This window comes from Arcobacter lacus, assembly GCF_003063295.1.
Lineage (GTDB): Bacteria > Campylobacterota > Campylobacteria > Campylobacterales > Arcobacteraceae > Aliarcobacter > Aliarcobacter lacus.
This window is the reverse complement of the sequence record NZ_MUXF01000016.1, coordinates 45,224-65,985: the sequence shown is the minus strand read 5'-3', so window position 1 is coordinate 65,985 and position 20,762 is coordinate 45,224. Positions and strand designations below refer to the sequence as shown.

At 25.7% G+C, this 20,762-nt stretch carries 23 protein-coding genes and 3 tRNA genes; 14 read left to right on the top strand and 12 right to left on the bottom strand.

The window, feature by feature from the left end; translation table 11 throughout:
• Nucleotides 1–2: 2 nt before the first annotated feature.
• The 3 genes from B0175_RS08080 to B0175_RS08070 are packed head-to-tail and all read right to left on the bottom strand — an operon-like array spanning nt 3 to nt 2,435.
• Nucleotides 3–719, bottom strand: coding sequence for an SIMPL domain-containing protein (locus B0175_RS08080; RefSeq protein WP_014469373.1), 717 nt, complete (start codon nt 717–719; stop codon nt 3–5).
• A 29-nt stretch (nt 720–748) separates the two neighbouring features.
• On the bottom strand, nt 749–1,882 hold the full coding sequence (locus tag B0175_RS08075) for an MFS transporter (protein ID WP_080952706.1): 1,134 nt from the start codon (nt 1,880–1,882) through the stop codon (nt 749–751).
• The gene (locus tag B0175_RS08070; protein WP_108528097.1) at nt 1,872–2,435 is read right to left on the bottom strand and encodes a hypothetical protein; all 564 of its coding nucleotides are present in this window, start codon (nt 2,433–2,435) and stop codon (nt 1,872–1,874) included. The genes B0175_RS08075 and B0175_RS08070 overlap by 11 nt, the downstream gene beginning before the upstream one ends.
• An 82-nt stretch (nt 2,436–2,517) precedes the next feature.
• Here B0175_RS08070 and B0175_RS08065 point away from each other — a divergent pair, with 82 nt between their 5' ends.
• A complete protein-coding gene (locus B0175_RS08065) occupies nt 2,518–2,937 on the top strand; it encodes a hypothetical protein (RefSeq protein ID WP_108528096.1) in 420 nt (139 codons plus the stop codon).
• Here B0175_RS08065 and B0175_RS08060 read toward each other — a convergent pair whose 3' ends face one another.
• From B0175_RS08060 to ilvD, 4 genes are all read right to left on the bottom strand, one after another.
• The gene (locus tag B0175_RS08060; protein WP_108528095.1) at nt 2,938–4,161 is read right to left on the bottom strand and encodes an ArsS family sensor histidine kinase; all 1,224 of its coding nucleotides are present in this window, start codon (nt 4,159–4,161) and stop codon (nt 2,938–2,940) included.
• Nucleotides 4,158–4,835, bottom strand: a complete 678-nt coding sequence (locus B0175_RS08055) for a response regulator transcription factor (RefSeq protein WP_228156090.1) — start codon at nt 4,833–4,835, stop codon at nt 4,158–4,160. The genes B0175_RS08060 and B0175_RS08055 overlap by 4 nt, the downstream gene beginning before the upstream one ends.
• Nucleotides 4,836–4,847: 12 nt before the next feature.
• The gene (locus B0175_RS08050; RefSeq protein WP_108528093.1) at nt 4,848–6,275 is read right to left on the bottom strand and encodes a Do family serine endopeptidase; all 1,428 of its coding nucleotides are present in this window, start codon (nt 6,273–6,275) and stop codon (nt 4,848–4,850) included.
• Nucleotides 6,276–6,389: 114 nt separating this feature from the next.
• On the bottom strand, nt 6,390–8,078 hold the full coding sequence (ilvD, locus tag B0175_RS08045) for a dihydroxy-acid dehydratase (protein ID WP_108528092.1): 1,689 nt from the start codon (nt 8,076–8,078) through the stop codon (nt 6,390–6,392).
• A gap of 191 nt (nt 8,079–8,269) precedes the next feature.
• Between ilvD and B0175_RS08040 the strand changes: the two genes are divergently transcribed.
• From B0175_RS08040 to B0175_RS08025, 4 genes are all read left to right on the top strand, one after another.
• Nucleotides 8,270–8,356: transfer RNA gene (locus B0175_RS08040), tRNA-Leu, on the top strand.
• Nucleotides 8,357–8,365: 9 nt separating this feature from the next.
• Nucleotides 8,366–8,454 (top strand) — tRNA-Ser (locus B0175_RS08035).
• A 53-nt stretch (nt 8,455–8,507) separates the two neighbouring features.
• Nucleotides 8,508–8,583: transfer RNA gene (locus B0175_RS08030), tRNA-Cys, on the top strand.
• 186 nt (nt 8,584–8,769) lie between these two features.
• A complete protein-coding gene (locus B0175_RS08025; RefSeq protein WP_108528091.1) occupies nt 8,770–9,033 on the top strand; it encodes a hypothetical protein in 264 nt (87 codons plus the stop codon).
• Between the two features lie 32 nt (nt 9,034–9,065).
• Here the strand turns inward: B0175_RS08025 and B0175_RS08020 are convergent, their stop codons facing one another.
• The 3 genes from B0175_RS08020 to B0175_RS08010 are packed head-to-tail and all read right to left on the bottom strand — an operon-like array spanning nt 9,066 to nt 11,873.
• Nucleotides 9,066–10,034 carry a hypothetical protein gene (locus B0175_RS08020; RefSeq protein ID WP_228156086.1) on the bottom strand — a complete coding sequence of 323 codons (969 nt, stop codon included), beginning with the start codon at nt 10,032–10,034 and terminating at the stop codon, nt 9,066–9,068.
• Nucleotides 10,027–10,698 (bottom strand): ABC transporter ATP-binding protein, encoded by a 672-nt coding sequence (locus B0175_RS08015; protein WP_108528089.1) that lies wholly within the window; start codon nt 10,696–10,698, stop codon nt 10,027–10,029. Before B0175_RS08015 ends, B0175_RS08020 begins: the two co-directional genes overlap by 8 nt.
• Nucleotides 10,695–11,873 carry an ABC transporter permease gene (locus tag B0175_RS08010; protein ID WP_108528088.1) on the bottom strand — a complete coding sequence of 393 codons (1,179 nt, stop codon included), beginning with the start codon at nt 11,871–11,873 and terminating at the stop codon, nt 10,695–10,697. The genes B0175_RS08015 and B0175_RS08010 overlap by 4 nt, the downstream gene beginning before the upstream one ends.
• A gap of 385 nt (nt 11,874–12,258) precedes the next feature.
• Here B0175_RS08010 and dksA point away from each other — a divergent pair, with 385 nt between their 5' ends.
• Nucleotides 12,259–12,630 carry an RNA polymerase-binding protein DksA gene (gene dksA / locus B0175_RS08005; protein ID WP_108528087.1) on the top strand — a complete coding sequence of 124 codons (372 nt, stop codon included), beginning with the start codon at nt 12,259–12,261 and terminating at the stop codon, nt 12,628–12,630.
• The gene (locus tag B0175_RS08000) at nt 12,627–13,625 is read left to right on the top strand and encodes a tRNA pseudouridine(13) synthase TruD (RefSeq protein WP_108528086.1); all 999 of its coding nucleotides are present in this window, start codon (nt 12,627–12,629) and stop codon (nt 13,623–13,625) included. The genes dksA and B0175_RS08000 overlap by 4 nt, the downstream gene beginning before the upstream one ends.
• A 31-nt stretch (nt 13,626–13,656) precedes the next feature.
• On the opposite strand, the gene B0175_RS07995 is transcribed toward B0175_RS08000, so the two are convergent.
• Together B0175_RS07995 and B0175_RS07990 are read right to left on the bottom strand one after the other, a co-directional pair.
• Nucleotides 13,657–14,640: a hypothetical protein gene (locus B0175_RS07995; RefSeq protein WP_108528085.1), complete on the bottom strand. Its 984-nt coding sequence runs from the start codon at nt 14,638–14,640 to the stop codon at nt 13,657–13,659.
• A 10-nt stretch (nt 14,641–14,650) separates the two neighbouring features.
• Nucleotides 14,651–15,229 (bottom strand): tetratricopeptide repeat protein, encoded by a 579-nt coding sequence (locus B0175_RS07990; protein WP_108528084.1) that lies wholly within the window; start codon nt 15,227–15,229, stop codon nt 14,651–14,653.
• A 117-nt stretch (nt 15,230–15,346) separates the two neighbouring features.
• Between B0175_RS07990 and B0175_RS07985 the strand changes: the two genes are divergently transcribed.
• From B0175_RS07985 to crcB, 7 genes are read left to right on the top strand one after another with little or no spacing between them, the layout of a single operon-like run.
• The gene (locus B0175_RS07985; RefSeq protein WP_108528083.1) at nt 15,347–16,657 is read left to right on the top strand and encodes a S41 family peptidase; all 1,311 of its coding nucleotides are present in this window, start codon (nt 15,347–15,349) and stop codon (nt 16,655–16,657) included.
• Nucleotides 16,658–16,668: 11 nt separating this feature from the next.
• Nucleotides 16,669–17,622, top strand: a complete 954-nt coding sequence (locus B0175_RS07980; protein WP_108528082.1) for a phosphoribosylaminoimidazolesuccinocarboxamide synthase — start codon at nt 16,669–16,671, stop codon at nt 17,620–17,622.
• Nucleotides 17,623–17,678: 56 nt separating this feature from the next.
• Nucleotides 17,679–17,924, top strand: a complete 246-nt coding sequence (gene purS / locus B0175_RS07975; protein ID WP_108528081.1) for a phosphoribosylformylglycinamidine synthase subunit PurS — start codon at nt 17,679–17,681, stop codon at nt 17,922–17,924.
• 1 nt (nt 17,925) lies between these two features.
• Complete coding sequence (gene purQ, locus B0175_RS07970; protein WP_108528080.1) at nt 17,926–18,597, top strand: phosphoribosylformylglycinamidine synthase I; 672 nt, start codon at nt 17,926–17,928, stop codon at nt 18,595–18,597.
• 28 nt (nt 18,598–18,625) lie between these two features.
• Nucleotides 18,626–19,696 carry an SH3 domain-containing protein gene (locus tag B0175_RS07965; RefSeq protein WP_108528079.1) on the top strand — a complete coding sequence of 357 codons (1,071 nt, stop codon included), beginning with the start codon at nt 18,626–18,628 and terminating at the stop codon, nt 19,694–19,696.
• The gene (locus B0175_RS07960) at nt 19,683–20,369 is read left to right on the top strand and encodes a lysophospholipid acyltransferase family protein (RefSeq protein WP_108528078.1); all 687 of its coding nucleotides are present in this window, start codon (nt 19,683–19,685) and stop codon (nt 20,367–20,369) included. Before B0175_RS07965 ends, B0175_RS07960 begins: the two co-directional genes overlap by 14 nt.
• Entirely contained in the window at nt 20,359–20,745 is a 387-nt protein-coding gene (gene crcB / locus B0175_RS07955; RefSeq protein ID WP_108528077.1) for a fluoride efflux transporter CrcB, read from the top strand. Before B0175_RS07960 ends, crcB begins: the two co-directional genes overlap by 11 nt.
• Nucleotides 20,746–20,762: the final 17 nt, after the last annotated feature.

The window sequence follows — 20,762 nt, the reverse complement described above, 5'->3', positions numbered from 1 at the left end:
TCTTAATCATTTAAATAATACTCAACTGTTGATACAATTCTAATATTTTTTATGTGTTCGCTATTTTTATCTCTACTAGTTATTTCAAATTGTCCTTGAGTTGCTTTTTTGATTTTACCTAATTTACTATTTGAATCTTGAGCAAATTTTTGTGCAACTTCTCTAGCATTTGCCGTTGCTTCTTCAATCATAGCTGGTTTTATTTCATTTAATTTTGTATATAGATACTCTATTTTTGAATCCCAATCATCTACTCTGAATAAAATTCCATTTTGTGATAATTCAAATAGTTTTCCACTTACATCTCTTATTTTTTCAATATCTTGAGAATATATATTTATAGTTCTATTTGCTAAATATCTCAAAGTATAGTCTCTTTCTGTAAATTCATTTGCATTTTTATCTATGATTGATGGAGAATTAACTGTAATATCTTCTTTTTTTACTCCATATTTATTTAAAAACTCTAAAACTTTATTTGTATCACTTTCAACTTTTTTTGATAATTCATCTAAAGTTGATGCTGTTGCAGAAAATTTTATAGGCCATAATACAATATTTGCTTGTACCTCTTTTTCTGACAAACCTTTTACAATAACTGTTCTTTCTAACTCTTTTGATTTTAAAAAACTACTCGAAATAAAATATCCCAAAGTTCCTAAACCAATAAAAATAAAAAAACCTAAAACAAAAGATGATTTTAAACTTAACTTTTCCATTGAAATTCCTTTCTATTTTATAGATTATATCAAAACAATTTTTTATTGATAAAAACAACTATTTCTACTACGACTAAAATAAGCGCAAATAGATATATCATAAAATCCCAACCAAAGTTTTTATAAATAATTGTAGGTAAAAAAGAACCCATTGCTCCACCTAAATAGTAAAAAGTTAAATACATTCCAGATGTTAAAGATTTTTGAGAAGATTTCATAGAATTCGCAAGTTGTGTACTTACAGTATGAGCTGTAAACATTCCAATACAAAATAAAAATAGAAGTAAAAATAAATATATAATGTCATTATTTGTTAGAAATATTGTTACAAATATAAAAAAACCACATGCAACTAAAATAGTATTTATTTCATTTTTAAAAAATTTTATAATCTTTTTTGAAGTTAAAGATACCAAAATACCCATTCCATAACCTAAATATAACAATGATATTTGAAATTCTGAAAAATGTTCAGAGATGTCTTTTACTCTAAATGGTAATACATTTAAAACACCAGCAAAAACAAAAAAAATACAAAACATTACGAAATAAATTATAACAAACCTTTTATCTTGTAAAATATTTATTACATCATTTATCTTTGGTTTTATAATAGTTGCATCACCATTGTAGTCCAACTTTTTTATCAAAGTAATAGATACTAAAATTGCTAAAGAAAGAGAATAAAATACATATTCATAAGAAAATGTTGTAGCAATAAATCCAGAAAATATTCTTCCAACAAGTCCACCAAAAACAGTTGCTGCAACATATATTGACATATTAAATTTTACATTTTCTTTATCAATATTTGCCAAAATACTCATCAAAGAAGTTAAAATAGCAGGTACAACTAAAGCTTCACAAACTCTAAAAAATAAAAACATTTCATAATTTGTAGATAATCCCAAACAAATATTTGTTATCAGTAAAATAAAAGAAGCATTTATCAACATCTTTTTTGCACACATTTTTTCTAAAGTGTATCCATAAATAATAGGAGAAATTGCCATAAAAAGTAAAATAACTGCTGTAAACCAAGAAGCTTGAATAACTGTAATATTAAACTCTTTTGCCAAAAGTGGTTGCAATGGTTGTGTTGCATACATAACTGACATTACAACAATAAGGCAATAAATAATAATTAAAAGATTAATTCGCAAAAGATTCTCTCTCTTTTGAGAAATATGAATTTATAAAATTCATTCTTACTAAACTATTTGAATAATTTGTATCCAATCTTGGTTTTTCTAAATAAATATTTGTGTAGTTGCTGTCATATTTTTTTATTAGATTTGTTGTATAAAATCCTTTATAATCTATTATAAAAATATCTTCAAAAACTTTATATTGATTTACGATATTTACATAATACATATCATCAACCAAATAAGTATTTACTTCTATATTAGAAAAATCTAATCTTTCAACTAATTTATATGATTTAGCTTTTATAGTATCCATAAAAAGAGATACAAAATAACCTCTTGCTAAGCCATTCCATTTGCAATCACTATTTAAATTTATATGTTCAACAAAAAGTTTTCCATATTTTATATCATCAATTTGTGAAATATATGAAAAATTTGTACAACTATCAAATGTTGATATCTCTTTTTGATTTGAAAATCTTTCTTCAATAATTGAAGGTGTTGTTTTTGGAATACAACCAGAAAGAATAAAAATTGTTGCTAAAAGAAATATATTTTTAAGCATTTTTGCTCCTTAAAATAAGTTTTTATTGTACTCTTAAAAATATTAATTGTAAACTATTTGAGAAGAAAATATAGGAAATACAATGACTTATGAAGAGTGGTTTTTAAATCAAGGAAAAGAACATCAAAAAATTATAACAAAACTGAAAGATTATAATATTGATGAAATAATAGATTATTTTAAATTTGAAAATATGGTGATTAATGAACCAAATTTTTGTCTTCTTTATAAAGAAAATAAAAAATGTCACAATATAGAAAATTTAAATTGCTATTTATGTGCTTGTCCACATTTTAGATTTAATGACAAAGGCTTAAAAAAGCAAGACAATAAAATATTATATTCATATTGTAGTATTGATTCAAAAAATGGTTCAAAATTTGAATCTGAGAATTTTATACACCATGATTGTTCTAATTGTACTATTCCACATAAAGAAAAATATATCAAAAAACATTTTAATAAAAATTGGTTTGAGATTATGAAAGAGTGCAAAATTTAATTATTTTGCCATCTTTATAATAAAATAGTTTTTTCCATCTTCATATTTATATTCTAACTTATATTTATGCAAATTTACAATAGTTTTTACAATATAAAGCCCCAATCCAAAACCTTCACTTCTTTTCTCTTCTTGACAAAAAGCTTCAGTATAGTGTGATAAATCATTTTTTAAAGGTTTACCTAAAGAGATAATTTCTATAAAATTTTTATTTGCATTTATTGTTGCTTTTTTATCTAACGAAAATTTGATAGCATTGTCAATTAGATTTTTTAAAACTATTGACATCATGTAAGTATCAACTTCAAAGTCAAAATCATCTACATTTGCATCAATATTTTGAGGATTTATCATCATAATTTCTAGAGTTTTTTTATAAATATTTGAGAATTTTGTTTTCTCTTTATATATCATGGTATTTTGAGAAGTCAACTTTTCAACTGTTGCAAGTTCTTTGATAATATCGTCCATTCTTTTAAAAGCTCTTTGAAGATTTTCTCTTGTTTTATCATCTTCTAAAGTTTCTGCAATAAACATCGCTTTTGTGATAGGAGTTTTTAGCTCATGCATCATATTTCTCATAAATAAATCTTTTGATTTTGACTGATTATTTATAATATTTATTGCTTCATTAAAATTTCTTGCTATTGTTCCTACCTCATCAGTACTTGTGTAATTTAATTTTATATCTTTATTTCCTTGCGAAAATTCAATAATTTGTTTATTTAACATCTTTAATGGTTTTAACTTTTTCATTAATATTTCATATAAAATTAAAAAAGTAAAAATAGAAACTATAAATCCTAAAACAATAAATGCCATATTATAACGATGATTTGCAGAATCTTTTAGCATAACATTATAACCATACTGTTGTACATAAATATAATAAATATCATCATATTTATAAACTCTATAAGTTCCTAAATAATTTTGAGTTATAGTTAATTCTTGAGCATTTTTTATAATCTCAAGCTTTTCATCTTTATCTTCAATGGGAGAAACTTGAAATTTTTTGTATAAAGATAAAAGTACTTCAACCGTTGGATTATTTTGAAATGTTATTAAAATATTTTCAGCAATTAACTCATATCTATTTTGTAAAGTTAATTCATGTTTTTGTTTATCATAATTCACAAATATTGTAAAAGTTACAAATATAGATAAAAAAGCTAACGCAAATATTATATTTACAAAAGTAGAAATAGAGATATTTTTTATCATATAAGTTGATATCCAATACCTCTTACTGATTTTATATAAGTATTACTATCATCAATTTTTGCTAGTTTTGTTCTAATTCTTGAGATAATTACATCAATATTTTTTAAAGATGAATCATCTTCTATATTATCACTTGCATATATAAAATCTTCTCTTGCTACAACTCCATGATTTCTTTGAATTAAAAGTTTTAAAATATCATACTCCGCTAAAGTAAGTGTTAAATGAACACCTTTAAAAAGTATCTGCATATCTGCTTCTCTTATTTCAAATAAAGAACTTTGTTCAGCTTTTTTAGGTTCAGTTTTTAAATCAACTCTTTTTAAAATTGTTTTTATTCTAGCTTGAAGTTCTCTTGGATTATATGGTTTTGGAAGATAATCATCTGCTCCTCTTTCTAATCCCATAACTTTATCTAAAATATCATCTCGTGCAGAACTGATAATAATTGGAATATTTGATTTTTCTCTAATTTTTGGAATCAACTCTAATCCGTCAATTTCAGGAAGTGTTAAATCTAAAATTATCAACTGATAATCTTTATGAACATTGAGCATTGATAGTCCGTTATATGGACTATCTGTATTTGTAATTTCTATATCAAACGATTTTAAATAATCTGTAATGATTTGAGCTAATTCTAAATCATCTTCTATCATGAGTACTTTAATAATGGGAAATCCTTTTTATTGAATTATAAATAAAATCGTTTGACCATATCTATTTACATAAACTCTTTTATTTTTATTTTCATATTTTTTTATTGCATTCTCTAAATTTGCAAAATTTTTAATCTCTACATCTTCAATTTGAATAATAACATCTCCAGCTTCAAAACCAGCTTTTTCAGCTTTTGATTTTGGCTCAACATCTGAAATTAATATACCAATTGTATCAGATGATAGTCTATATTGCTTTTGAGTAACAGTGTCAATAGCACTAAGCTTTAATCCACCTAAGAAAAGATTACTTTCTGCTGTTGGAGTTTGTCCTAAATTAGTTGCTCTATCTTCTAAAACAATATTCAAAGTTATATCTTTACCATCTCTTTCAACATCTAATTTAACTTTTTCTTTTGGTTTAAATGATGCAATGCTATTTTGTAAACTTGTTCTATCTTTTACAACTTTACCATTTATTGCATATACTAAATCCCCTCTTTTTAATCCATATTTAGAAGCTGGTGTGTCATTTGATACGTCTAAAACTAAAGCACCCTCTTTTCTTTTATAAACTTTTTGTGTTTCTTTATCTAAATCAGCTATTACAACCCCTAAATATCCTCTTACAACTTTTCCATCAGTTACAAGTTTTTCAACTACATCTTTTACCATATCAACTGGAATTGCAAATCCTATACCATTATTTCCTCCACTTTTAGAAATAATTGCAGTGTTAATACCTATTAATGCGCCACGACTATCTACTAATGCACCACCAGAGTTTCCTGGATTTATAGAAGCATCTGTTTGAATATAGTTTTCATATTTATTTATTCCAACTTTATTTTTATTTAAAGCTGAAACAATTCCTTGAGTAACTGTACTTCCAACACCAAATGGATTTCCAATTGCAAAAATCAAATCTCCAACCATTACACTGTTTGAGTGTGCAAATTTAATTGGAGTTAAATCAGTTTTTACATCTATTTTAATTACTGCAATATCACTATCTGCATCTTTTCCAATTAATTTTGCATTATATTCAGTTGTATCATCACCAATAGTTACAGTAATCTCTTCAGCATTTTCAATAACATGGTTATTTGTAACAATATATCCATTCTTTGAAACGATTACTCCTGATCCTAATGATCTTTGTACTCTATTTTGTTTAAGTTGATTTCCAAACTGGTCTCCAAAAAATCTTTTAAAAAATGGATCATTAAACATTTGCAATGGTAAGCTATCAACATCAGTATCGACACTTTTTTTTGCAGATATATTTACTATAGAATGAACAGAATCTTTTATACTATTATTAAATGATAAAATTTCATTTGTTGAATTTGGGCTAATTCTTTGTGGATCTTTTTCCATCATCTCTAACTCTATTGTTTTTGCAAAGAGTTGAGTTGCTATTAACGTAGAAATAAGTAAAAGTTTTTTCTTCACTTTTATATCCTTTTTAATTAAATTATTATGATATGTTAAAGCAAAAAAGTAAACTATTTTTCAATAAATAGTTAATAAATTATTAATTTAAATAGGCAAAATAGCCTATTTAAACTATAAATCAGTTTTTAAAACTGCTCCGCTACTTGCATTTGTTACAAGAGCTCTATATTGTCCTAACCAAGAAGAGTTAAGAGGTTTTTTAAGAGGTTTAAATTCCGCTTTTCTTTTCGCAATTTCTTCATCACTTAAGTTTACAGACAAAATATATTGGTCAACATCGATATGAATTTCATCACCATCTTTTAATAATCCAATCATTCCTCCTTCTGCTGCTTCAGGACTTACGTGACCAATTGAAGCACCTCTAGTTGCACCACTAAATCTTCCATCAGTAATAAGTGCAACAGAACTTCCTAATCCCATTCCCATAATTAGACTTGTAGGTGCAAGCATCTCTTGCATCCCTGGACCTCCTTTTGGTCCTTCATATCTAATAACTACAACATTTCCAGCTTTAACTTTTCCAGAAACAATTCCTTTGATAGCTTCTGGTTGCCCATCAAAACAAACAGCAGTTCCTGTAAATACTCTTGAACCAGTAATTCCAGCAGTTTTAATAACAGCACCTTGTTCAGCTAAGTTACCATAAAGAATTGCTAATCCACCAACTTGAGAATAAGGATTATCAATAGTATGAATGATATTTGTATCTAATATCACCGCATCTTTGATTTTTTCTAATAAAGTTTCACCAGAGATTGTAAGGTTATTTAATAAAATATCATCACCTCTTTTTGTCATCTCTTTCATAACAGCATTAACTCCACCAGCTTTGTTGATATCTTCCATGTGAACAGTCGATAAAGATGGAGAAATTTTTGCAATATGAGAAACTCTTTTAGAAATTTTATTAATATCTTCAAGATTAAAATTAACATTTGCTTCTTTTGCAATTGCTAACATATGTAAAACTGTATTCGAACTTCCACCCATTGCCATATCAACAGCAAAAGCATTTTTAACTGCATTTTCATTTAAAATATTTTTTAATTTATATTTTTCCCTTGATGCTTTATCAAGTGCAATTTCACAAATTCTTCTAGCTGCTTTTCTATACAACTCTTCTCTTTGTGGCGTTAAAGCTAAAATTGTTCCATTTCCAGGAAGTGCAATACCCATAGCTTCCATAAGTGTATTCATAGAGTTTGCAGTGAACATTCCTGAACATGAACCACCACTTGGACAGGCATTACATTCGATGTCTTTTAATTCTTCATCACTCATTTGTCCAGCTTCATGTTTTCCAACAGCTTCAAATGCAGTAGCTAAATCAATAGGAGTTCCATCTTTAGTGTAACCTTTTTCCATAGGTCCTCCACTAACAAAGATTGTTGGAACATTTACTCTTAAAGCACCCATAATCATACCTGGTACAATTTTATCACAGTTTGGAATAGCAATCATTGCATCTAGTTTATGTGCATTCATAACTGTTTCAATAGAGTTTGCTATTAACTCTCTTGATGGTAAAGAAAATAACATTCCATCATGTCCCATCGCAATTCCATCATCAACTCCAATAGTATTAAATTCAAATGGTACACAACCATTAGCTTTTATTTCTTCTTTTATAATAGCAGATACTTTATCTAAGAAAAAATGTCCTGGAATTAACTCAATAAATGAGTTTGCAACTCCAATGAATGGTTTATCGAAATCTTCATCTTTTAATCCAGTAGCTCTTAATAATGATCTGTGAGGTGTTCTATCAAACCCTTTTTTTACTTCATCACTTCTCAATTTATAATCCTTTTGATTTTCATTAAATAATATAGCTAGATTATACATTTATTGCTTTTTGTTTTTTATTAAAAAATCAAGCTATTTTATAAATTCTAAAATTTCTAAAAAATACTCTTGACAAAAAATAAAAAAATGTATATACTTCCAGTCCATTTTGAGTTTAACGACTTGAAAATGACTTACCAAATGCGAGTGTGGCGGAATAGGTAGACGCGCGGGACTTAAAATCCCGTTCCGGTTTCGGAGTGTGAGTTCGATTCTCACCATTCGCACCATTGATGTGTAGAGAGTTGACAGAGTTGGTCGATTGTACCGGTTTTGAAAACCGGCGAGGTTCACGCCTCCGAGGGTTCGAATCCCTTGCTCTCTGCCATACACATCTCCTCAAAATCATCTAACTTCTTATTTTATTTGATTTTTTATTATGGAGCTATAGCAAAGCTGGTAATGCCTCGGATTGCAAATCCGACATGCGTTGGTTCGAGTCCGACTAGCTCCTCCACTTTTAAATTTAAGCCTTTTTTATAAATATTTTTCAATTCAATTTCATAGCAAAATATCAAAATTATATTAAAATTGTCCTATTTTCAATTTTTACTAAAAATATTCAAATTTATTCACAATTTATTAACAATTTTTTGGTACTATTCCACTTGTTTTTAACAAATATATTTAAAAGGACGCTAAGATGAAAAAAGTATTATTAGGGACAGCTGTATTAATGGCTTTATTAACAGGTTGTACAGAAGAAAAAAAACCTGCAGCAACTACTGAAACAAAAACTGAAACTCCTGCTGCTGAAGTTAAAGAAGCACCAGTTGCTGAAGTAAAAAATGAAACTCCAGCTACTGAAGTTAAAGAAGCTACTGCTACTGAAGAAAAAGCACAAACAGAAGAAGCTACTCCAGCTACTGAAGAAAAAGCTGCTGAAACTACAACTGAAAATAAATAATTATATTTATAAATCCGTAAAATTTTACGGATTTATAAAAAGACTCCATTTATAATAAAATATCTAATCACATAAAAAGAATTCAAAAATACAAATAAGGTATTAAAAATAATTGAATATCTATAAATAAAATCAAAATCTTTTTTCAAAATTAATTTTAAAACAAAACTTGCTACTCCAAAAAATGTTCCTAAAAATAAACTTCCCCAAATAAAATAACCTACAAAAAAGTACTCTTTTTGAAGCATACAAAATGGGCATTGATGAGTTGGTAGTTGATAAATATATGTTGAAAAAAAGTAAGTAGTTGCATAATATGCAATATATAAAAATAAAAAATTTGTAAGCAAATTTAAAAATGCTTTTTTTTGAAGATTTAGAAAAATTATCAACAAATATATCATATAAAAAAGCATTAAAAAAGTATTTATTGATAAATCAAATGGTATTTTACTTCCGATACCATTTACTCCAAAAATCACTGAACAACATAAAACTGGCTCTTTTGTAGGAATATTTGATAAAAACAAAAAATCTAAAATTAGTTCAAGAATAGAGAAAATAAAAATAAAAATATATAAAAAATATTTTTTCTTTGTATATGGATAAGTTTTTTCTTTTATATCAAAAGAGTTGATGATAAGCCAAATTCCTATAAAAAATAAAATTACAATTTTCAAAAATAAATTTATCTGTCCATATTTATTTGCTCCAACAATTCCAGCAGCACACATAGCGCCAGGAACAACATTTGACAAATTGTCTAAGGTATAAGCAAAATAAGGAAATAAAAATATTTTTACAATAAGTGTAAATGTTATGATTAAAATGACTAAATATGAAGTTTTTTCTAGCTTGTATTGTTTATTTGAAGTTTTACTAAAATCCCAATTTTTTATAATAAAAAACGAAAAATAAAAAGCTACAAATAAAAGAATAAAAAGAGTTAGTTGTACAAATAAAAAAATGATTATCTCATTTGATAAAAATATACTATTCACAAATTTGTCCATTTTTTATAAGAATTTCAGAATCTACAAAATCAAGATTATCAAAAATTGGGTCATGAGTTGCAATAATAATTGTTTTTTTTAGTTCTTTTAACTCTTTTAAAATCTCTATAAAATTTTTAGAGTTTTCATAATCTAAGTTTGCAGTTGGTTCATCACAAAGTATTATTTCACAATTATTTACTAAAGCTCTTGCAATTGCACATCTTTGTTTTTCTCCACCTGAAAGATTTGAGACTAATTCATCTTTTTTATGTAAAATATTTGCAAGTTTTAAAGTGTTTATTACTTTTTCATCTATTTGTTTTTGAGAAAATCCAAGAGGAATTAAAGGAAGACTAATATTATCTTTAACGCTTAACTCATTAAAAAGGTTAAATGATTGAAAAATAAATCCAATTTTTCTTGCTCTAAAATTCGAAGCATGAAAATCAGGAAGTTTTGCAATACTTTCATTTTCTACGACAATTTCACCACTAGATGGTTTTTGTAAAGTTGCAATAAGAGATAATAAAGTTGATTTTCCACTCCCACTAACTCCTTTTAAAACAACACAAGATGATTTTTTTATATTTAAATTTATATCTTTTAAAGCATAAAATTCTTTATTTGTATTTTCATAGAAGACTTTATTTAAGTTTTTGATTTTTATCATTTCATACTCTTTGTAGCATCAATTACTGCTATTTTCCAAACAGGAATTAAAACTGCACTTAAAAATGGAACCATAAAAAATAAAAATAATGTAATAAGATTTGAAATTCTTATATTTTCATTTAAAATAAAATCATTTTTGATATTTGAAAAACCTATAAAAATATTTTTTAATACTGGTGCTTGTAAAATAAATACAAAAATATAAGCAAAAATTACTCCTATAATAAATGCCATAAAAGCAACTATGAAATTTTCTATAATTTTAAGTTTTATAATATCTTTTATACTCCAACCAACTGCTTTTAAAATACCTATTTCTCTTTTATCATTTGAACTAATCATTGAATATCTTTGATATAAAACTAAAATAAATGTAAATATTACAACTATAAATAAAATCAAAAAAATTCCGCCTTTATAATTAAACATATTTTCATACTCTTTTTTTAGTTCATCTTTTTGTAAAATTCTTATGTTTGACTCTTTTAAAAGAATCTGTTCTTTTACATTTTGTCTTTCAAGTGGATTTGGAACATCTAAAACTATGTCTGTTGCAAAATCTGGTTTAATATCTAAAATCCTTTTTGCGATATTTATATCCATAATTATCAGATCATTTGCTATTAAATTTGCTTCTTTTGGTAAATCTTTAAAAATTTTGATATTTTTTGAATTTTCATTTTCAAGTTTAAAATCATAAGAATCAAAATAAGCATATTTATCCAATACTTTTTTAATACCATTTCCAATAATCATAGAATCTTTTTCTAAAAACTTTGAAATATTTAAAAAGTTTAAAAGTTCTTTTAAATCTTGATTTGTAGTTTCTTCAAAAAAATCAATTCCAATAATAGTAAAGTAGATATTTTCTGGCATAAAATAATATTGTCCATAAACTCTTTGAGTTACTTTTGAAACTCCATTTATTTCATAAAATTTATCTATTAAAGAGATATCAATATCTTTTATTTTATTAGCTATAGTTTTTTGTACTATAAAATCACTTTGGTTTTCTAAAGCTTCAGAAATCTCTTGTTGTAAACTATTTTTGATGAATAAAATTGATGAAGTTAAAAACACAATAAAAATTGATATTAAAAAAATAGCAAAATGTTTTGATTTGTGTTTTACTAAAAGCAAAAAAATGAAATTGAAAAAAACACTATTTTTCATATACAAAATCCAAATAACTTATTTGTAATGGAACCAAAACTAAATTCGAATTATTATTTTGATTTTCTTTAAATCTTGATTCAAAAATACTATTTGAATATGCCAAATTAGAATTTTTAGTAATCTTTGTAATGATTGATGAATAACTAGTTTTATTATTTAAAAAAATACAATAAATAAAAATTGATAAAAAAGTTAAAATAAATAATATAAAAATTTTTGATAAAGCCGAAATAGTTAACTCCTTTGTCGAAAAATTATTGTACCAACTTTAAGTTAAGCAAGCGTTAAATTCAAAGAAATCCTATAATATTTACCTTTTATATTACTTTAACCATTTATATATATTAAAAAAGATATAATCGCGCAAATTTAAGGAGAGAATATGGCAAATAAAACGCAGATTGACGAGTTAAGAGCTATTTTACTTGAAAGAAAAGAGAATATTTTGTCTCATGTTAATAGCAGTAGAGAAAATATTGACCAATTAAAAGAGCAAGACATAAATGACGATTTAGATTATGCTGAACTTGTAAGTGATTCATTTATTGAAGGTATGATTACAAATCACCAATTGGATGAATTAAAACAAATTGAAGATGCTTTAAAGAAAATTACTCTCGGAACTTACGGAATTTGTGATATGTGCGGAATAAATATTCCTTTAGGTAGATTAAAAGCAAAACCTTTTGCTAAGTTTTGTACAGAGTGTAGAACTGTTTACGAACAAGAAAACCTAAAAAGAGCAAAAAGTTGATAAAAAGATTTTATCCATCAAATGATAAAACTCTAAACTTTAAATTTATTCAGAATGAAGAGGATTTTATAGTTGAAGAACAGCCAATAAAATTCTCTTTATCTGGTAACTTCTTAGTCTTAAAAATAAAAAAAACAAACTGTGATACTTGGGAACTTATAGATAGGATTGCAAAATTTTTAAATGTGTATTCAAATGAAATTGGTTATGCAGGATTAAAAGATAAAAGAGCAACTACTACTCAATATATAACTATTCCTAAAAAATACTCAAAAGAGATAAAAAATTTCAGAAGTAAAAAAATAGAGATTTTAGAAATTTTTTTACATAATGAAAAACTAAATATTGGTGATTTAGAAGGAAATAGATTTAAAATAAATCTTTATGATGTTGAAATTTCTGATATTAATCATATTCAAAAAATTATCAAAATAATATCTAAAAATGGAATGCCAAACTATTTTGGTTATCAAAGATTTGGAAAAGAAGTTGTAGATAATATTGAAAAAGCAAAAAATGTTGTTTATGGTAAAGAGATAATAAAAGATAAAAAATTATCTAAGATGTTAGTTTCTGCTTACCAAAGTAGTTTTTTTAATGCTTGGTTAGTTGAAAGATTAACACTATCTAAAGATGAATTTAAACTTTTAGATGGAGATGTTTTTTTAGATTTAGAAAAAAATAAATTTTTCACTCCAAAAACAATTACTGAAAAAATCATTAAAGATTTTAAAGATGAAAAAATCATTCCAACAGGATTACTTCCAGGAAGAAATGTATTTAAAGCAATGAGCGAAGCTTCAAAAATCGAATCAAAATATGATGATTCATATATTCAAGAAAAAGGATATAGAAGAGAAGCAATTGTTTTCCCAAAAAATATTTCATGTAAATATGATGCTTCAAAAAAAGTTTGTAGTTTAGATTTTATTTTACAAAAAGGCTCTTATGCGACTGTTTTTGTGGAGTTTTTAGCGAATAGAAATTTTTCTTAAGAAGTTTCTATAAGCCTAAAAAGGCTTATAGTTATGGTAAAGTTATATAATCAGACCCAAAATAAATTTTATTTCCAATAGCAATCATTCTTTCTTCATTATCAAAACTAAAATCATATATCACGTCTTTATCAAAGTTTTCATCTATATTAATCAAATAACCTTGAGATTCAACCGCATATAAAGAGTCAGAGAATGCTAAAGCATGAATTTTTGCATATTTATACTTTTTCTTTGCTACTTCATCTAAAGTTGGATTTAATTTAATAATTTGACCATCAATTGTTGCTATATAAACATCATTATTATTAACAATAATATCTCTTAAGTCATACTCTTTTGAAATAACATCTCTTGGAGAAATTGATACAACTCTATTTGGGCTAGCAACTATTAAAGTTTGATTACTTTCAATTACTCCTAAATAAATGATATTATTAAATTGACTATCTGGATCAACTGAAATATTTCTAACAGCTTCATTATTTACAGAAGATACAATAATAACTCTACCATTTAAGCTAGGAAATAAAATTAAATTCCCCATAAAAAGTGGATTTGCAATTCTTGTATCATTTGCTAATGAAATTGGTAAATACTCTTTAAATAGAGTTTTATTTGTATTTATATCTATTAATTCCATTGAGTTATCAGAATAAATAAGTGCTAATTTTTCATTTCTTAAACTTGCAGCTACAACAACTTCATTTACTTTCTTTTCTTGATTTCCAATTAAAATTTTATCAATGTAATTTGTGGCAATAACTCTTCCATCTTCAGTTAAATTTAAAAATTCAAAACCTTCAGGAAGTTCATTTTGCGAGATTCCATTTTTTGTAATGAATTTGTTATCTTCTAAAGTAGCACCTATTTTGTTAATTGCTTTTATAGTTGCAGGAATAGATTTTTCATTTAATTCTATATTACTACTTGTATCTTCTGGCTCAAAATATTTTTTACCTGAACAAGCTGTAAATAAAAAAACTGACAGTAATGAAACTAAGATATATTTCATATTTTTTTCCTTATTTTGTTAATAAATAGTGGTTTAATAAAGTTGCTAACTCATAGGCTTTTGAAGTTTGAGAGATTTGACTTAGCTCTTTTTTTGCCTCTTCATATTTTCCTTCATTTACCAAAACTAAAGCCTTATTAAATAAAGCAAACTCTTTTAATAGAAAATCACTTTGCATTGTTAAAGAGTTTAATTCTTCGATATTATTTGAAGCTGTTGCTGTTTGAAACTTTACTAATTCTTTTAACATAGGAAGTTCTATTGAAGCTACCTTATTGTCTTTTTTAGCTTGTAGAAATAATGCTATTTCGTAAAGTTTTTCACTTTTATTTTTTAGTGTTTCAAGTGCTTTTTCATCACCATTTTCTAAAAATTGACTTAAAGCAATATTTGCATCATGTTTATTTGAATTATCAATACTTTTTTTAACTGTAAAACCAATTAAACCAATAATTAAAATAACTACAGCTGCAATAATTAATGTTTTATATTTTTTAAAAAATCTTTCGCCTTTTACAAAATTTTCAATAAATTTTTCTTCGCTACTCAACTCATTTTTGATATAACCAACATCTTCTTTTAAACTCATTTTAAAAACCTTTTTTTAAACTAATTGATATGGTACAAAATTTTTGATAAAATCTTACTTTCTTTTATGAACTTTTTTGTATAATATTTCCCTATAAATTTTAAAGGCTATAAAAAAATGAATAAATTATTTCTAGTAACTACAACTGTAGCATTAGTTCTATCTCACTCACTTTTTGCAAAAGAAAAAGTAGAAGAAACTGAACAAACGAGATTTGAATCGTTATCAAAATTGACGAAAGTTATAGGAACTGTTGAAAAATATTATGTTGATGATATAAAACTACAAGAAATTGTTGATAAAACTTTAAAAGGCTTAATGCAAGAACTTGATGCACATTCAAGCTATCTTGATAAAAAAGCTTCAAAAGAGATGAGTATTCAAACTCAAGGTGAGTTTGGAGGACTTGGTATTACTGTTGGAATGAGAGATGGTGCTTTAACTGTAATTTCTCCAATAGATGATACTCCTGCATTTAAAGCTGGTATTAAATCTGGTGATATTATTTTAAAAATCAATGAAACATCAACTATTGGTATGACTTTAGATGAAGCAGTAACTTTAATGAGAGGTGAACCTAAAACTAACATAACAATTGCTGTTGTAAGAAAAGGTGAACTAAAACCATTAGAATTTAAAATGCAAAGAGATATTATAAAAATCCAATCAGTTTTTGCTAAAAAAATAGAAAATGAAAATTTACTTTATCTTAGAATTGCTAGTTTTGATGAAAAAGTTACAAATGACTTAGAAAAAATCATCAAAGAGAATAAAAATGTAAAAGGACTTATTTTAGACCTAAGAAATAATCCAGGTGGTTTATTAAATCAAGCAATTGGTGTTGTAAATTTATTTGTTGATAAAGGTGTAATTGTTTCTCAAAAAGGAAGAAGTGCTGAAGATGAAGAAAAATTTGAAGCTACAACTTCTGGAACAAAAACAAAGCTACCTTTAGTTGTATTGGTAAATGAAGGTTCAGCTTCAGCTTCAGAAATTGTTAGTGGTTCTTTACAAGACCACAAACGAGCAGTTATTGTAGGTGAAAAAACATTTGGTAAAGGTTCAGTTCAAGCTGTTCTTCCAATAAATGAAAGTAAAACAGAAAATATTAAATTGACTATTGCAAAATATTATTTACCAAGTGGAAGAACTATTCAAGCTGAAGGAGTAACTCCTGATGTAACAGCATATGCAGGAAAAGTTACACAAAATGATGATAATTCATTTAAAATAAAAGAAGCAGATTTGAAAAAACATCTTGAAGGAGAACTTCAAAAAGTTGATGAAACTAAAGATGCTATAAAAAAAGAAGAAAAAGCAATAAAAGATGAAACTAAAAAAACAATTTCGAAAGATGATTTATTAGAAGACAATCAATTAAATACTTCATTAGCGATTTTAAAAAGTTTAGTAATTATGAATAAATAACTGGAGAAAGAATGAAAATAGAAAAAATTATAGAACTTAATCTTTGGCCAAAAACAAAGAAAACTACAACTTTAAAAGGTATTTCAGAATTAGAAAATTTAGGTTACAACCTTTTTTACATAGGGAAGAATGCGGATTTATATAGCTGTCCAGGTGAAGAAGCTAAAGTTTTACTTGTAAGAAGTGATAGATGTTCTGTATTTGATATTCCATTAAATTTAGAAATAAAAGGAAAAGGTGTTTCTCAAACTGCGATTTCAAATTTTGGAGCGGATTTTGCAAAAAAAGCTGGAATTAGAACTGCAATTTTATCTGAAAATGTTGATTCATCATTAAGTATCGCACCAAGATGCCAAATGATGGAATTGTGTAAACCATTAGAAGCACAAATTGATGGTGAAGTAGTTCAATTTGAATTAATTTTTAGAAATTATTTAACTGGTTCTTTATTTGAAGCAACACAAAAAGGACAAGATCCTTATGGATTAAATCTTTCTTCTGATTTAAAAGAGTGGTCAAAATTTGAAACACCATTATTTACTCCTACAACAAAAGGTGTAAAAGATATTCCTTTAAATTCTCAAAAAGTAAGAGAAACTTTCCCAGAGATTGTTTCTAGTTTAGAAAAATTATTTAAAGATTTTACTAAATTTGCGCAAGAGAATGGAATTATTGTAGTTGATACAAAACTTGAAGTTTTTGTGAACTCAAAAGGTGAATGGGTTTTAGGAGATGAAGTTTTAACTCCTGAAAGTTCTAGATTTATTTCAAAAGAAGATTTTGATGCAGGAAACTATATCTCTATGGATAAACAAATTTTAAGAGATTTTGGAAAATCAGAAAATTGGAAAGAAAAAGCTAAAGATTTAAAAGCTGGTGAAAAATTAGAAGTTATTGTACCAGATAGCATAAAAAATAAAATATTAGATGGTTATAGCACTATATTAAATAGATTAAGTAAATAAACTGCTATAAAGTAGTTTTAGATATAATCCCAAAAATATTAAATGTAAGGTGATAAATGAAAGCAATTGTAAATGTAGGATTAAAACAAGGTGTACTTGATGATCAAGGGAAAGCAACTCATCATGCTTTAGATACTTTAGGTTTTAAAGATATAGTTAAAAATGTTAGAATTGGTAAACAAATTATTATTGAATTAAATTCTTCAAACAAACAAGATGCAGAAGTTGAAGTAAAAAAAATGTGTGAAAAACTTTTGGCAAATACAGTTATTGAAGATTACAATATAGAAATAGTAGGTTAATATGAAAATTTCAGTATTACAATTTCCTGGAACAAACTGTGAATATGATACAAAATATGCTTTTGAAAAATTAGGATGTGATGTAGAAATCATATGGCACAAAGATGATAAAATTCCTTCAGACACTGACTTAGTTGTAATTCCTGGTGGTTTTTCTTATGGAGATTATTTAAGAAGTGGAGCAATTGCAAGATTTGCAAATGTTATGGAATCTGTTAAAGAATATGCTGCAAAAGGTGGAAAAGTTTTAGGAATTTGTAATGGATTTCAAATATTATTAGAAGCTGGTTTATTACCTGGTGCTATGAAAAGAAATGACTCTTTACATTTTATTTCAAAATTTCATACAATAAAAGTTATAAATAATGATAATAAATTCTTAGCTTTAACAAAAAAAGACGATATTTTAAATATTCCTGTTGCTCACCATGATGGGAATTATTATATTGATGAAAAGGGATTAAAAGAGTTAGAAGATAATAATCAAATTCTTTTAAAATATTGTGATAAAAATGGTAATGTAGTGAATATGAATGGTTCTGTTTCTAATATCGCAGGAATTTGTAATAAAGATAAAAATGTATTTGGTTTAATGCCACACCCAGAAAGAGCTATCGAAGATATTTTAGGTTCAATTGATGGTGTAAATATGCTGAAAGGTTTTTTACAATAAAGAATTTTTCTTTATTGTAAAAAAAGAAATGAAAAAAAATATTTTTCTACTAATCTTAATCAACATCTTTTTATCACTAAATCTTTATGCTGCAAAAAATCTATATCTTTCTTACAAAGAAATCCCTGATAATGTTTATAAAAATCAAAGATTTGAAGTTACAGTAAAAGCACTTATTACTACAGATAATTTTACAAATTTAACTACAACTTTTTCAGATTCTTCAAATATAGAATTACTAAATGAAAATAATTCTTGGAAAAAGATTTCAAATGACACTTATGAAAATAGTTACTTTTTTAAAGTAAAAAGTGGTAATTTTAAATTACCAAATATTGAAGTAAATTTGTGGAATAACAATCTTTTAGTTGATTCATCAGAACTTAGTCCAAGTTTAGTTAGATATTCAGAGATTGGCAAAAGTGATGAAAGATACTCTAATATTATTGCTGATAATATAATATTAAAAGCATACAAAACAAAGCAATATAATAATACATCTGCTCTCACAATAATTGATATCGATGCAATTAACTCTAATTTAGAAGATTTCAAACTAAAAAATGTAGAAGAGCAAGGTTTATCAAATTTAAAAGAATGGGAAGATATTCAAAATTTAGTTTACTACTTTGTAACTCCAATATACCAAAAGAATCTAATTTTTACATACTATAATACAAAAACAAATAGCTTTAAAGATGTAAAAATACCATTGATTCTACAAAATGAATTAGTAAGTACACAAACTGATTTAAATCCTAATGATTCAACTTTTGAAAAGTATAAAAAAATAGCTGCAATAGTTGTTTTTGTTATTTTATTGCTAATTTTTATTTGGAAAAGATATAAAATAATACTATTTTTAACTATTATTTCATTAATTACTGCTATATTATATAACTTACCAAATAGTACAGGAATTGTAAAACCTGATTCGTTTGTATATATTTTACCTACAAAAAATTCAACGATTTTCTTTAAAGTAGATAAAGAAGAAAAAGTTGAAGTTTTACAAACAAAAAATGGTTTTATTAAAGTTTTAGGTATAAATAATGGATTTATAGGTTGGATAAAGGAAGAGAGTTTTGAAACGAATTAGAGGAATAGTTTTATTTATACAGTTTTCAATTACTGTTGCTATTACTGTTATGTTTATGTATATTTTCAGAAATCATACACATAAAGTTATAAAAATATGGATGAATTTCCAAATGTTTGTTTTGGGAATAACTCTTGAAACAGAAGGAAAACTAGACGAATCTTGTGATATGATAATAATTAATCATCAATCTTTACTCGATATTATCGTAATGGAATATATTCATTCAAGGGATATTGCTTGGGTTGCAAAAAAAGAGATAACTGATTTATTTTTCTTCGGTCATATAATAAAAGCACCAAGAATGATAAGTATTGATAGGGAAAATAAAGCTGGACTTATTCATCTATTAAGTGAAACAAAAGATAGATTAGAAAAAGGAAGACCAATAGCTATGTTTCCAGAGGGTACAAGAAGCGATGGAACTTTCATAGGAGAATTTAAGCCTGGTGCAAAAATGGTTGCAAATAAATATAATCTAAGGGTTCAGCCAGTAGTTATGTTTAATACAAGAAATATTGTAAATTCACAAAAAGCTGAAGCAGCGCCAGGAATTGTAAAAGTTGTATATCTTGAACCAGTACAAGCTTCAAAAGATACATCTTGGTATGAAGATACTGAAGTTTTAATGAAAAAACGATTTGAAGAAGAGTATAGAAAGTATGTCTCTTAGTTGGCAGACAGTTTTAGCGATTGGACTAGGAGGATTTCTAGGTGCAATAGTAAGAGCTTATTCTGTTCATTTTACAAATAGATATTTTTCAATAGAATTTCCTTTAGGAATTTTATTAGTAAATCTTATTGGTTCATTTGTTATTGGAATACTTTTTGCTTATTTTTCTCATTACACTATTTCAACAAATATAAAAGCTTTTTTAACAACAGGTTTTTTAGGTGCGTTGACTACCTATTCTACTTTTGCAATTGAGACTTATTTATTGTTTGGAACATCACTTTATCTTGCGATATTGAATATTTCATTAAATTTAATCGGAACAATCGTTGCTGCAGGTAGTGGATATAAGTTAATTCAATTTTTTTTAAAATAATTTAAAAGAAAAATATT